The following is a 14,471-nucleotide window of genomic DNA, read 5'->3' on the forward strand; positions in this document are numbered from 1 at the left end:
TCCTTACTTCCTGCCGGAATCACGATCTTGCTTTGGGTTCAGACGCCGCCACGCATGACGCTTCAGCATCACCCAGGCCGCACTGCCCACCAGCGCAGAGAGCAGCATCGCCGCCAGCGCCAGCAGCACCGAGTGCTGGTTGGCATACCACACCACCATCATGTACCAGGGCATTTCGCCGCTGGGGAATTGCGCCCCGACGCGGAAACTGCGAATACCGTTTTCATCGGTAATAATCGCGGTATCGCCCCGAATTCCGGCGTTAATCTGCGCCGAACTCAAATCGTTATGCAGTCGCAGCAGCTGATCGTCGCTGGTTGCCACCGTCATCACCACCAGCCGATCGCGATTCCACGGCGATCGGTAGCTGAGGAAGCCTCGCCACGCCTCGTTGGAGGAGAAATAACGGTCGGCATCCAGCTGCTGGAGACTCCAGTCGCCCGTCAGCCAGCCGCGTAATTTTTCCAGCGTATCGGGCTCTTTCACACCAAAGGTGCTGCTCGTGGCGTCATACGGTGATGCTGCCAGCATCGCCTGATTAAAGGCGCTGTTGCCGGTCGTACTGACCGCCAGCAGATCGCTCTGTTGTAAGCGCGCCATGTTGGTGCCGCCGTTGGGCAGACCAAACAGCACCTGATTCTGCGTCAGTGCCACCCCCGTAGCGTTACCGGCACGCGCCGCCAGATCCAGCAACGTCGATAGCTCGGCATTGCTGGGCGTTTCCGGCAGCAGGAGCGTGGTCTGGCCGAAATCGGCCAGACGCGAGAACGGGAACGAGGCACCCACAAAGTAAGAGAGGTTTGGCAGCATGCTGAAGTGACGGGTATGGCTCAGATCGATCCATGAGTCCTCTTCAATCCGGCTCTTAATGTTGTTGTTCAGGAGTACACCGCAGGGCGCATCGGCTCGCGGTTTAATATTGAAGTAGAGTGCAAGCTGGTTGTCGCCATAAATCAGATAGGGTTCGAGATTCAGCTGATACTGCTCCTGACGCGCGTCACCGCCTAAACGATGCCAGACGTTTTCCAGCAGCCCGACTTTATTCACCGTCAGGTTGCGCAGGAACGTACCGTTAAGCATGACGTTGAGAAACGAGTTGTCCTCATCAATCCAGCTTTCCGACGGGAAACGATAGTGCAGGTTGACCGGCACCGTTTTTCCATCCCACAGGAACAGGTCAGGTGCAGCGCGGAAGTTAACGCGTAGCGCATCATGCCAGATGCCACTGCTGGTCAGACTCTGATCCTTACGCAGCAGTTCGCTCAGACGTACCGGTCGGTCGGTGTTAATCCAGCGTGGTGCATCGTAAGGTTTGCGGTTGCCAATGGTCTGTACAGGAACCTGCAGCTGGCTCTCATCGGTCGCGAATGGCTGCGTCGTCAGCCGGTTCGCTGCCTGACGCAACTGCTCTTCATTGTTGCCACTCACCAGCAGCAATTTGTAAACCGGGTTGTTGGGATTATCCACCACCTGCAACATCGGGCCATTACTGGCCGGGAACGTCAGGGTACCGATCCGATCGCCAGGATGACCAAACAGGATACCGTTGTTTTCCGGCAGTTCGCCGCGTACTACCGGGAAGCGGATGCCACGATAATCACTCTGAATACCGAGCCAGGAAGCGACCAGTGCCGCCGCGCTGACCGCATCGGGTGAGAGGTTACTGGCAAAGCCCATCGTGATAGTGGACGCCGTCATCCGCTGAGGATCCAGGAAGGGACGCGGAAAATTGCGCAGACTGGTACCGATATTAAGCTGCTGCCCCTCAAGGTGCAGCGAGGTCTTCGGCAGAATGGTGACCTGGTACTGCTGCGCGCTCTCTTTCTCACACAGCAATTTGTCCGCATCGTTAATTTTAAAACTCAGGTTGTTGCTCGACACCACCATCGCCGCGGGAACATCCAGCTCATAGTCACTGACGTCGCTGTCAGTGGCTCCCAGCGGCAGTGTGCCGAGTGGCTGACCATTCAGCATCAACTGCAGCGACGTATTGCGTGCGGCCAGGGCGGCAGAGACGCGCAGCGTCAGATTCAGTCGTGCATTGGTAATGACTTCATCGCTGGGCAGGGTAAAGGTGATGCCCGACTGTAACTGGCCGCCGGTCAACGTAATGCCACGTGACTGGCCCATCTGAGCCACTGAGATCGTGCTGCTGATGGGCTGATTGATGGCTGCGGTAATCGGCAGCTGCGGTTCTGCAACCGGCATCGTCGCCTGGCCTGGCGCGTAGGGCAGCGCACTGGCAGCCGCTTCCAGCGCCGGATCGGCGTTGCTCAGTCCCTGTGGCAGTGGCACCGCGGACAGCGCGCTGCTGTCCTGGGTCACGGCACCGGTGCTCGTCACGGGTGCGGCGACCGGCGCAGAAGCCTCAGCGGTCGCTGACGCCTGAGATGCTGATGTTGTATCACCAGCGGGTGCATAGGATGGGGTCGTGGCTGCTGGTGTCGCATCCGGTGCGGCACTCTGTGGCGCAGAAGCCGAAGCCGATTCTGTAGCCTGGGTAGCCGGGGCCGCTGATGGCACTGACTGCGTGGCAGACTCGCCACCGCTGACCGGGGCCGTCACCTGGGCTGAACCGGCTGTCGGCGTGGCACTATTATTCATCGGTGCCGCAGGCGCGGCATCACTGACCGGCGCCTGATTTGTCACTGGCGCACTGCCCGCTGCATTAGCTGGCTGCGAAGCAGAAACGGCATCAGGCGGTGTCGGCGCTGAACTGTTTACCGGCGCACTGGCTGCTGCATCGGCTGGCTGCGTAGCAGAAACGGCACCAGACGGCATCGGCGCAGAACTGTTTAACGGGGCAGTGCTGTTATCACCCGCAGCCGGCGTTTCCGCGCCAGCGGGCGTCAGCCATAACGCTGCGGTCAGTGAACTGGCCAGCAAAGTTTGCGTCAGGATCTTCATGCCACGCCATCCTCTTTCGCCGCCGCAGCCACCGGATCGACATTTTTACGTTTATCGTGGCGGCCCTTCCAGGTCAGCCAGAACAGCTCAAATACGGTACGGATAATGGTGCCCAGCGAAATCAGTGGGTTGTCCTGCTTATACTCCGGCTGAATCCAGGCATCCGCACGCGCCAGTACCACACGGACCAGTTCGCGGCGACGCGCCAGCGGCATCGCCTCAAAGCGCAGACGAATGCTCTCCTCATCACCGGAAATCTTACTGACCGGAATGGTGATCGCGCCGGATTTCAGCATCAGATCAATCTCTTCAATCTCATCCGTTTCATGGCGTCCATCTGGCGCGTCGAGTTGCGCACCGCCCATCGAAAGGTTGCTGGTCTGGGTGCGTGAGGAAATGCCGCTGGCGTAGTGAATAATCGCCGGGATTTGCACATCTACGCGGATAGTTTTACGCACCTGTTTGGTTTCGCGCGCCACGGCAATCGCCGCCATCAGAATGATCAGGCTGAAAATTGCCCAGCCGACGTTGAGTGCGATGACATAAGGATCGACGCCAAAGTAGTCATGCATCACGGCACGCACCACACCCGCCACAATTCCGATGCCCAGCAGCAGCGCCACAATCACGTGCGGACGCACGATATGGAAATCGAAGAACCCCTGATCCAGCACGCCGCCTTTATCGGTGACGTTAAACTTCCCATGTTTTGGCGACAGCAGGGTCAGGAGGGTCGGAATCACCAGATGGAAGCACATCACCGTTTCATAAATCTCACCCCAGAAGGTGTAACGGAAACGGCCATTCATGCGGGAGTTAACATAGAGCGACATGACCAGGTGCGGCAGCACGTAGGCGAAGATCAGCGACGCCGAGGAATGAATAATATTCAGGTTAAACAGCAGGTAGGCCAGCGGCGCAGTCAGGAAGGCAACGCGTGGCAGACCAAACTGGAAGTGCAGCATGGCATTAAGGTAGCAAAGACGCTGCTGCCATTTCAGGCCACGACCAAACAGCGGGTTATCAACGCGGAAAATCTGCGTCATGCCGCGCGCCCAGCGGGTACGCTGAATGATATGCAGGCCCAGACGCTCGGTTGCCAGACCGGCAGCCAGCGGAATGGCCAGAAAGGCGGAGCCCCAGCCCAGCCGCTGCATTTTCAGGGCGGTATGCGCATCTTCGGTGACAGTTTCAACAGCAAAGCCGCCAATCTCTTCCAGCGCTGAACGACGGATCACCGCACAGGAGCCACAGAAGAAGGTGGCATTCCAGTTGTCGTTGCCCTGCTGAACCGGGCCATAAAAGAGTGAGCCTTCGTTTGGAATGCTGCGCGCGGCGCGCAGGTTACGCTCAAAGGGATCGGGAGAATAGAAATAGTGTGGTGTCTGCAGCAGCGCCAGCTTCGGATCTTTCAGGAACGGCCCCACCGTTGCCTGCAGAAAGGTACGGGTCGCCACGTGGTCGCAGTCAAAGATGCAAATCAGCTCACCTTTGGTGATCTTCATCGCATGGTTGAGGTTACCCGCTTTAGCATGTTTGTTGTCGTCGCGGGTGATGTACCCTACCCCGACATCTGCCGCAAAGCGGGCAAATTCGCTGCGCTTACCATCATCCAGCAGATAAACTTTAAGTTTGTCACGCGGGTAGTCGATACATTGCGCGGCCAGTACAGTGTCGCGCACCACATCCAGACTTTCATTATAGGAAGGCACATAAATATCAACCGTCGGCCACAGACTGGTATCGTCTGGCAAAGGTTCAATCGTGCGTTTTAAGGGCCACGTGGTTTGCAGGAAGCCGAGAATTAAGATCAGCCAGACGTAAAGCTCCGCCAGATATAAGCCAATCCCTAAAATAGCCTCAACTTCGGAATTAAAGTGCAGCGTCTCAGTAGTGCGCCACCAGATATAGCGGCTGGACATCAAGGCAGAGAGAATCACCATCACCACAGTTATTTTGCGGCTCTTGCTGAAACCCAATAAAAACATCATGCCAATGCTGATCAGACCAAAAATATACTGTTTCTGGCTGTCCATTGGCGTAATGATGATCACCGCGGCAACGGGTGCAAGCACCAGCAGCAGCAGGTAAAACCCGATTTTACTCATGATTCACCCTGAGAAGAGCTGTGTTAGATAGTCGCCTGCAGAAGTCGGCTAATAGTGGTTTGTGCGGATGGGAGCCTGAACTTCGCCATTACCCACGGTGATATTCAGAATGCTGCTGACACGCTTCGCGATCAGTTCAATATCAAATGCCGCTGCCGAAGCCGGGCTGAAATCATAAACAGACTGCTGGGAAGCATTGGCTTCACCCACGCTTTCATCACGGTGAACCACGCCCAGTAAGTTATCGCCCAGACGCTGCTGCATAAATGCGGTGACATCGCGATTAATATTCCGGCGGTTGTCGCACTGGTTCAGGATAAAATAGTGACCCTGCTTATTATTGAGCGGTTTACCGGTCATCCGGTTCTCTTCAATCTGCGGTAATAACGACACTGACGCGGTATCCGCTAACATCACCACTAAATGCATATCGGCCAGCGCCGTCATTGCTTTAAGGGCAGGACCGGGACCAGGCGGAAAATCAGCCACAATTACCAGGCCGGGATAATTGAGCACCGTATCCAGACCGCGTTTAATAAAGTGGGGATCTTTCATCAGGTTCTCTTCGAACCGTTCACGTTGGGGCTCGGTGACGTCGCCATAAGGCAGGACAAAAATATTGCCGCCGGTGGTGAGAATTGACTGGCTCCAGTCCGCCTGCTCTTCTGAGCGCGCTACAAATCCACGACCATCATGAAGCGGCACGCCAAAGTGCAGACGCAATGCATTCTGCACATCAAAATCAATCGCCAGAACTTTGCTACCGGAACGTGCCAGACTCCAGGCCAGATTCGCCGCCAGCGTCGTTTTCCCCACGCCTCCCTTCGGCGAGCACACACAAACTAACGGCATAACGCAATCTTCTCCAGTAACGGTTTGAGTAAGGTTTCTTTCGGCAGAGTCACATCGCGCGAGCGGAACAGCGCGCCAAACCGTTCGGGTTCAGAATGGGGGGCGGAGGGCGAGATGACAGGCTGTCGATCCGCCACCGGGGCGCGCAGGACGGGCTCTGCACGAAGGGCAGCAACAGGCTCAGCCACTTGTGGTCGTGGTGGCGGCGGTAGCGGAAAAAGTGACGAAGGACCGCGTTCAGCGGCACTGGTTGCTGTCAGGCTGCTGCCTGACAGGCTATCGAGAATCGACGTGCGGGCAGCCATTGCCGGTTGCACATTCAGGGTCGCAGGTCGTGCAGGAGCGTCAGGCAGAGGAGCAGTGAACTCATCACCGCGCAGCGGCTGAGGCTGAGGCAGGTCGATACGCTGACCGCTACCCAATGGCGCCTGCTGTTCTTCTTTCGCCAGCTGACGAATCAATGCCCATTTACTGTGTTCCGCCGCTTCCTGCGTCTGGCCAGACATATCTTTAAAGTCGATGTCGAGCGTTTGCGTTTTCTCTTTAAAACGCTGCAAATCATCGTAATTATTCTTCATTGACCGTGGCCTGCCACAAGGGGGGAATTTTCCTGGAATATAACACATCCCTTGAATGTCAGTCAGAAAAACCTGATTACAAAAAGAGCAAATTCAATAAAATAGTTTAATCATAAAGATTAAACCCTGCCGACTAAAAGCCATTCTCAGCGTATAACCCCAGATAATTAATAAATTAAATTTAAGTTAAATTGTCTGGATATTTTTTAAAATTTTTCGGAAATAGCCGCTGTGGCAACGAATGGCCCAGCCAGAAGGACTCATACCACACAGCGTATTTAACAGCGACAAGGCCATTTCAGGTGCAGCAAAAAGCCGCTCGCCGCCATGAGGGATTGATGGCATTTATCTTTTTCCGCTGAAAATATCACCAGAAAAAAACAGGTTAAAAGTGGTAAAGAAAACAGGAGGGAAATAATCAGAATATGAGTGCGGAACCGCCAGCGGTGCGGCTTGCCACTGAATTGAGATAAAAAAAGGCTCCAGAAAGGAGCCTTCGGCTGGAGGCAAGGTGATTACTCAGCTGACGTTTTCTGCCACCCCAACCGGCTGATTCTCATCCTGATCAACCGCGAAGCAGGCAATTTCCTGCCCGCCATAGTTTTTCAACTTTGGCTGCAGCTGTACACAGGTGCTGAAACGCCGATGGCAGCGTGCATTAAAGGCGCAGCCTGGTGGCGGATTCAGCGGGCTTGGCAGCTCGCCGGTCAGCTTAATACGCTCACGACGGTCGTCAGGATTAAGACGCGGTGTCGCTGACAGCAAAGCCTGGGTATAAGGATGGCGTGGGTTGGCGAAAATCGCCTCTTTGCTGCCCTTCTCTACGCAACGGCCAAGGTACATCACCATCACCTCATCGGCTATGTGTTCTACCACGGATAAATCGTGCGAGATAAAGACGTATGAGAGGCCCATATCCTGCTGCAGATCCATCATCAGGTTCAGCACCTGAGCACGCACCGACACGTCGAGCGCCGAAACCGGCTCATCAGCAATCAGCACGTCCGGATCGAGCATCAGCCCGCGCGCAATCGCGATACGCTGGCGCTGGCCACCGGAGAACATGTGTGGATAGCGGTCATAATGTTCAGTTTTCAGGCCGACTTTCGCCATCATCTCCAGCGTCTTCTCGCGACGTTCCGCTTTGGTAAGCGTGGTATTGATCACCAACGGCTCTTCCAGAATCTGGCTCACTTTTTTACGCGGATTGAGTGAGCCATACGGGTTCTGGAACACGATCTGGATTTTCTGACGACGCAGCTTCTGCGCCTGAGGATCGTGTTTCAGCAGATCCTGACCGTGCCAGTAGAGCTGCCCTTCGGTCGGGGTTTCAATCATGGTCAGCAGTCGGCCCAGCGTGGATTTACCACAGCCTGACTCGCCAACCACTGCCAGCGTTTTACCGCGTTCCAGATCAAAAGAGACGCCATCAAGTGCCTTGACCAGACGCTCCTGACCAAACAGTCCCTTCTTCACCGGGTAGTGCTTCTTCAGATCAATCGCCTGTAACAGAAACTGATCTTTCTTAATTTCATGACTCATAAGTGGGTCTCCCGGCATCGTCCAGCGGATAGTGACACTTGGACTGGCGTCCTGGAATAGTGCGCAGTTCAGGTTCTTCCTGACGACATAGGTCAGTCGCATAAGGGCAGCGTGGATTCAGCAGACAGCCAACCGGGCGATCATATTTACCCGGCACGACGCCCGGCAGCGAGGCCAGACGCGCTTTATCAGCCGCAAACTCTGGCAACGCACGCAGCAGCGCCTGCGTATAGGGATGGCGCGGCGCTTTGAAAATATCGGTCGCTTTGCCGCTCTCCACCACCTGACCGGCATACATCACGATAATGTGGTGAGCCGCTTCTGCCACTAACGCCAGATCGTGCGTAATCAGAATCAGCGCCATGTTCTCCTGCCGCTGTAACTCCAGCAGCAGTTCGATGATCTGTGCCTGGATAGTCACGTCGAGCGCTGTGGTCGGCTCATCGGCGATGAGCAGCTTTGGCCGGCAGGCGATCGCCATCGCAATCATCACACGCTGGCTCATGCCGCCCGACAGCTGGTGCGGATAGATATCGAGACGTGACGCAGGATCGGGAATACCGACCTGATTCAGCAGGTCGATTGCCCGCTGACGCCGCGTGCGTTTATTGCCGCCCTGATGCACCTTGATCGCTTCCATAATCTGGAAACCCACGGTGTAGCAGGGATTCAGGCTGGTCATCGGGTCCTGAAAAATCATCGCCACTTCTGCACCCACCAGCTGGCGGCGCTCGCGTTCGGAGATGTGTTGCAGGTCGCGCTGGTTGAACTCCAGCTTCTCAGCCATCACTTTGCCGGGGAAATCGATCAGCCCCATGATCGCCAGCGAACTGACTGATTTACCGGAGCCAGACTCGCCCACGATACCCACAACCTGGCCCTGCTCTACCTGATAACTGATGCGGTCAACCGCACGGAACGGTGCTTTATCGTCGCCGAAATGCACCGATAGTTTGTCTACATTTAATAACGCCATCTCGGTGCCTCTTTACTGCTTGAGTTTCGGGTCGAGGGCATCACGCAAACCATCGCCCATCAGGTTAAATGCCAGCACGGTAAGCAGAATGACCAATCCAGGGAAGGTCACTACCCACCAGGCACTTTGCGCATACTGCAGAACGTCGGAGAGCATGGTGCCCCACTCCGGCGTTGGCGGTTGCGCACCCATACCGAGAAAGCCCAACGCCGCCATATCGAGAATGGCGTTGGAGAAACCTAATGACGCCTGCACGATCAGCGGAGCAAGGCAGTTAGGCAGAATATTCACGAACATCTGGCGCAGCATACCCGCACCGGCCACGCCGGAAGCGGTCACATAGTCGCGGTTCACTTCGACCAGCACCGCCGCGCGGGTCAGACGGATATAGTGCGGCAGTGCCACAAAGGTCAGCGCGATGGAGGCGTTGACGATTGAGGGGCCAAAGATGGCGACCAGCACCAGCGCCAGCAGCAGACTTGGCAGCGCCAGCATGATATCGACTACACGCATGATGATGGCATCGACCACGCCGCCGAGATAACCGGCCAGCAGGCCAAATATCACGCCGAAAATCAGTGACAGCACCACGACCAGACAGCCCACCAGCAGTGACAGGCGCGCACCGTACATCAGACGCGACAGCACATCGCGGCCCACGTCGTCGGTGCCCAGGATGTAGCTCCAGTTACCGCCTTCCTGCCAGACCGGCGGATGCAGCAGCGCATCGCGGAACTGCTCAGCAGGTGCATGCGGGGCCAGTACATCGGCAAAGATAGCGCACAGCAATACAATGATGATGTAGACCAGGCCCACAACGGCGCCTTTGTTACGTTTAAAGTAGTGCCAGAATTCCTGGAACGGGGTCATCGGCGTGGGTGCAACGGTAACGCTGCCGGGATCAACAACAGACATGATGCCCCCTTATTTCTTGTGACGTATGCGCGGGTTAACCACGCCATACAGCAGATCAACCAGCAGGTTGACCACGATGATCAGTACTGCGGTCAGCAGCACGCCGCCCTGCACCACCGGATAGTCACGGCGCTGCAACGCTTCAATCAGCCAGCGACCCAGACCCGGCCATGAGAAGATGGTTTCGGTAAGAATCGCCCCGGCCAGCAGCGTGCCGACCTGCAGACCAATTACCGTGACCACCGGCAGCATGGCGTTTCGCAGCGCATGCACCACGATCACACGCATCCGCGTCAGGCCTTTAGCGCGCGCCGTACGGATGTAATCTTCACCCAGTACTTCAAGCATCGCCGACCGCGTCATACGCACAATCACCGCCAGCGGAATGGTACCGAGCACGATGGCAGGCAGAATCATGTGCATGACCGCATCGTGGAAGTCGCCCGGCTCACCCCAGAAGAAGGTGTCGATGAGCATAAAGCCGGTCAGTGGCATGCTGTCATCCAGGAAGACGGTGTCGCCGACCCGCCCGGAAACGGGTGTCAGGTTGAACTGAACCGAAACCAGCATGATCAGCATGATGCCCCACCAGAAGATCGGCATGGAGTAGCCGGTCAGTGAGATTCCCACAGCGGTGTGATCAAAAATCGAACCGCGCTTCACCGCCGCCAGAACCCCTACCGGGATGCCAATGGCCACGGCAAATATCATGGCGCAGATACCGAGTTCCAGCGTCGCTTTGAAGCGCGGAACAAACTCATCCCAGACCGGGATGCGGCTTTTAAGTGAAATGCCCAGGTCGCCATGTAATACGCCGTTAATGTAGTGCAGGTACTGTTTCCACAGCGGCTGATCCAGCCCTAACAGTGCCATTAACTGTGCATGACGTTCAGGAGAAATACCGCGCTCGCCCGCCATGATCAGCACCGGATCGCCGGGGATCATGTGAACAAACGCGAAGGTGAGTAATGTAATGCCGATAAACGTTGGGATAACAAGGCCCAGACGTCGGAGTATGAACTGCAGCATAATCCGGGTTCTCTCTTGTCCGCGCGACCGTCGCCGCGAGGGTTGTTATTGCTTACATCTGACGATCGGGTAGGCCCGACCGCGACGCAGACTGGCTGCGCCTCTACCGTTTCCAGTAAAACAGGGAGATAAAGCCGGGGCGACGCGCAGCCGCCCCGGAAAAGGCGACAATTATTCTTTAATGTCTACCTGAGCAAAGTAGTGTCCGCCCAGCGGATCGACTTTGTACCCGGAGACTTTCTTGCTGACCGGTTCGTATACCGTTGAGTGCGCGATCATCAGCGCCGGTACCTGGTCATGCATCACAACCTGTGCCTGTTTGTAGTACTCGATGCGCTTCGCCTGATCGGCAGTCGCGCGAGCGGGCTGGATCTGGTCCTCGAAGGACTTATCGCACCAGCGCGAGTAGTTAGAGCCATCTTTAGCCGCTGAACAGCTGAACAGGGTGGCCAGGAAGTTATCCGGATCCCCATTGTCGCCGGTCCAGCCCATCATGACGGTCTGGTGCTCGCCCGCTTTGGCGCGCTTCAGATATTCGCCCCACTCGTAGGTGACGATTTTGGCTTTGACGCCAATCTTCGCCCAGTCACTCTGAATCATTTCAGCCATGCGGCGTGCGTTCGGGTTGTAAGGACGCTGAACCGGCATTGCCCACAGGTCGATTGAGAAACCGTCTGCCATGCCCGCTTCTTTCAGCAGCGCTTTGGCTTTCTCAGGATCGTATGCGTAGTCTTTCACCGCGTCGTTATAGCCCCACATTGTTGGTGGGATCAGGTTTTTAGCAGGCTGACCTGCACCCTGATAAACGGCGTCGATAATCGCCTTTTTGTTGACCGCCATGGTCAGTGCCTGACGTACTTTCAGGTTATCCAGCGGTTTTTTCTCAACGTTGTATGACAGATAGCCGACGTTCAGGCCCGCCTGCTCATACAGGTTGATGTTCTTGTCCTGCTTCATACGCGCAATGTCAGCCGGATTTGGATAAGGCATGACCTGGCATTCGCCCTTCTGCAGTTTGGCGTAACGCACTGAAGCATCCGGGGTAATGGAGAAGACTAAGCGATCGATTTTTGGCTTGGTGCCCCAGTAATTCGGGTTAGCTTTGTAAAGGATGCGCGAATCTTTCTGGTACTGCAGCAGCTGGAACGGACCGGTACCGACCGGGTTCAGGTCGACGTTTTGCGGGGTACCCGCTTTCAGCATGTTGTCTGCGTACTCTTTCGACAGAATCGAGGCGAAATCCATGCCGAGGTCGGCGAGGAACGGCGATTCAGGACGGGTCAGCACGAAGCGAACGGTGTTGTCGTCCACTTTCTCAATTTTGCTGATCAGCTTAGGCATATCCATGCCTTCGAAATATTCGTAGCTGCCGCCGGAGACGCCGTGATAGGCGTTGTTTTTATCCAGCTGACGCTCAAAGGTGAACACCACATCATCCGCGTTGAAGTCACGCGTCGGTTTGAAATCTTTAGTGGTCTGCCACTTCACGCCTTTGCGCAGGTGGAAGGTGTAAGTTTTACCGTCTTCGCTGACATCCCACTTCTCTGCCAGTGCAGCGTGCAGTTCGGTGGTGCCGATGGTGAACTCAACCAGTCGGTTGTAGATCTGACGTGAGCTGGCATCGTAGGTGGTGCCCGAAGTGAACAACTGCGGGTTAAAGCCTTCCGGAGAACCTTCAGAACAGTAAACGAGGGTTTTTGCCTGAACACCGGCGGCGACAGTCATAGCAATCAGGCTCAGACCGACCTTCAGCATCCCGGATTTAGCCAGGGAGTTGATCATGCGTTTGCTCCATTGTGATGTGATGTTGTGTGTATTGCCTGACCTCTGATTTTTTTATGCGGTTCAGGCGTACCACCGAACAGGTGGTTAACGCGCGCTACGATTTTTTGTTTTTTCAGATGCAGGTTATGCATTCAGAAAATTCCGTAACTGCGCATTTATTGACGCATCAATTTGTCAACAGTTGCAAAGAACGTCAATACAACGGTTACTTATTTACACAGAGTGTGAGGAATCGCATGCAACGGTAATAAAAACCGTTTCTGTCCAAATGCCATACAATGCACAGCAGAGCTGACCTGAATTCCGTGCATTGTGCTGGAAGCCTGCTCTATCGCTAGTGATTCTCACCGCTAAAAAACTTAAAACTTTTACCGGCAAATGTTGAATAACTGAACGATTCACCGTGCGTTATGACGTTCATCCAGCGGAATATGCTGGTAAAGAAGCATAAGAAATCAGCATGTTGCCGCTTTCGGTCATAAGAAGAATGTGTCGCGAATTATGATCGCATCGCTTATGGGATAAGGCCTGTCAGCGGGAAAGCAGGGATAATTATTGTCAGTAAGTGGAACGCGCGGAAGATGGGGTTTACTGGAACTTTCTGGAAGGTAACAAAAATGATTTGGATTTCTCAGGCGTTCTGAAGCGCCCATGTAAGTACCTGATGCGTTTGCCAGACGTGAAGCGAAGGGAGCATACGCCTGTAGCAAAGCATCGCGGGCCAGGGACAAAAACGCCGGGAGCGTTTTTGAGCAACGCAATGCGTTGGCCCGGCCACGGGCGCACCTCAGGGATGAGGTGCGTAATCGGCCGCGCTGAGCATGCCATGGATGGCGTCTTTTGCGTCTTTGCGAAAGGCGTATGCTCCCTGAAGCCCGCTCAACTGATAAGAGTGTGAATGCTTAGCGGTCAGATTGAGATCTGGCTTTGGACCTGTCAGTCGTCTGAAGCGCCCATGTAAGTACCCGATGCGTTTGCCAGACGTGAAGCGAAGGGAGCATACACCTGTAGCAAAGCATCGCGGGCCAGGGACAAAAACGCCGGGAGCGTTTTTGAGCAACGCAATGCGTTGGCCCGGCCACGGGCGCACCTCAGGGATGAGGTGCGTAATCGGCCGCGCTGAGCATGCCAGGGATGGCGTCTTTTGCGTCTTTGCGGAAGGCGTATGCTCCCTGAAGCCCGCTCAGCTGATAAGAGTGTGAATGCTTAGCGGTCAGATTGAGATCTGCCTCAGGAACACGGGCAGATCGGAAAGTCGCTTAAACCATCCATGGACGCTCGGCCCACGCCGTCCATGGCGTGGGACGCTTTCCTCCTCTGCCCGTATTCCCTCCGCCTTGAATTTATGCGCTGCTGTCAGATTCACTCGGGTTTAGATCTTTCAGCCGTCTGAACCCCGCACAGCGCTAATTCTTTGCCTGCAAATCACTTTTCTACAGACGAAAAAAAACCTGTCTTTTCAGACAGGTTTTCTTAAATATGGTCGGCGAGAGAGGATTACTCTGCTCTTCGAGCAGCGCCCTTCGGGCCGTTGCTGAAGCAACGTTGTCTCGCTACGCTCGGCTCAAACCTCCTTCGGAGGTCCTCATCCTCATTTGTTACAGACGAAAAAAAACCTGTCTTTTCAGACAGGTTTTCTTAAATATGGTCGGCGAGAGAGGATTCGAACCTCCGACCCACTGGTCCCAAACCAGTTGCGCTACCAAGCTGCGCTACTCGCCGATGGGGGCGCATGTTACTGCTACCCCCGATCAGCGTCAACCGCTTTTTATGCTTTTG

9 protein-coding genes, 1 tRNA gene and 1 other RNA gene are annotated in these 14,471 nt (G+C 55.4%); all 11 read right to left on the reverse strand.

Annotated features, from left to right (window positions below; genetic code table 11):
* Positions 1-3: 3 nt before the first annotated feature.
* On the reverse strand, positions 4-2,907 hold the full coding sequence (gene bcsB, locus KTJ90_RS18630; protein WP_499025701.1) for a cellulose biosynthesis cyclic di-GMP-binding regulatory protein BcsB: 2,904 nt from the start codon (positions 2,905-2,907) through the stop codon (positions 4-6).
* Positions 2,904-5,015, reverse strand: coding sequence for a UDP-forming cellulose synthase catalytic subunit (gene bcsA, locus KTJ90_RS18635; protein WP_003851993.1), 2,112 nt, complete (start codon positions 5,013-5,015; stop codon positions 2,904-2,906). Before bcsA ends, bcsB begins: the two co-directional genes overlap by 4 nt.
* Before the next feature lie 48 nt (positions 5,016-5,063).
* Positions 5,064-5,867 (reverse strand): cellulose biosynthesis protein BcsQ, encoded by an 804-nt coding sequence (gene bcsQ / locus KTJ90_RS18640; RefSeq protein ID WP_039658636.1) that lies wholly within the window; start codon positions 5,865-5,867, stop codon positions 5,064-5,066.
* Positions 5,858-6,445 (reverse strand): cellulose biosynthesis protein BcsO, encoded by a 588-nt coding sequence (gene bcsO, locus KTJ90_RS18645; RefSeq protein ID WP_499025703.1) that lies wholly within the window; start codon positions 6,443-6,445, stop codon positions 5,858-5,860. Before bcsO ends, bcsQ begins: the two co-directional genes overlap by 10 nt.
* Before the next feature lie 519 nt (positions 6,446-6,964).
* On the reverse strand, positions 6,965-7,987 hold the full coding sequence (gene dppF / locus KTJ90_RS18650; protein WP_003851997.1) for a dipeptide ABC transporter ATP-binding subunit DppF: 1,023 nt from the start codon (positions 7,985-7,987) through the stop codon (positions 6,965-6,967).
* A complete protein-coding gene (dppD, locus tag KTJ90_RS18655) occupies positions 7,977-8,963 on the reverse strand; it encodes an ABC transporter ATP-binding protein (protein ID WP_499025705.1) in 987 nt (328 codons plus the stop codon). Before dppD ends, dppF begins: the two co-directional genes overlap by 11 nt.
* Positions 8,964-8,975: 12 nt before the next feature.
* Positions 8,976-9,878, reverse strand: a complete 903-nt coding sequence (gene dppC / locus KTJ90_RS18660) for a dipeptide ABC transporter permease DppC (RefSeq protein WP_003851999.1) — start codon at positions 9,876-9,878, stop codon at positions 8,976-8,978.
* Between the two features lie 9 nt (positions 9,879-9,887).
* Positions 9,888-10,907, reverse strand: a complete 1,020-nt coding sequence (gene dppB, locus KTJ90_RS18665; protein ID WP_003852000.1) for a dipeptide ABC transporter permease DppB — start codon at positions 10,905-10,907, stop codon at positions 9,888-9,890.
* Positions 10,908-11,078: 171 nt separating this feature from the next.
* Positions 11,079-12,689, reverse strand: coding sequence for a dipeptide ABC transporter periplasmic-binding protein DppA (gene dppA / locus KTJ90_RS18670; RefSeq protein ID WP_003852001.1), 1,611 nt, complete (start codon positions 12,687-12,689; stop codon positions 11,079-11,081).
* Between the two features lie 1,483 nt (positions 12,690-14,172).
* A non-coding RNA gene (locus KTJ90_RS18675) (RtT sRNA) lies at positions 14,173-14,302 on the reverse strand.
* 35 nt (positions 14,303-14,337) lie between these two features.
* Positions 14,338-14,414, reverse strand: a tRNA-Pro gene (locus tag KTJ90_RS18680).
* Between the last annotated feature and the right edge of the window lie 57 nt (positions 14,415-14,471).

The organism is Pantoea jilinensis (genome assembly GCF_019104105.1).
Classification (GTDB): Bacteria; Pseudomonadota; Gammaproteobacteria; order Enterobacterales; family Enterobacteriaceae; genus Pantoea; species Pantoea eucalypti.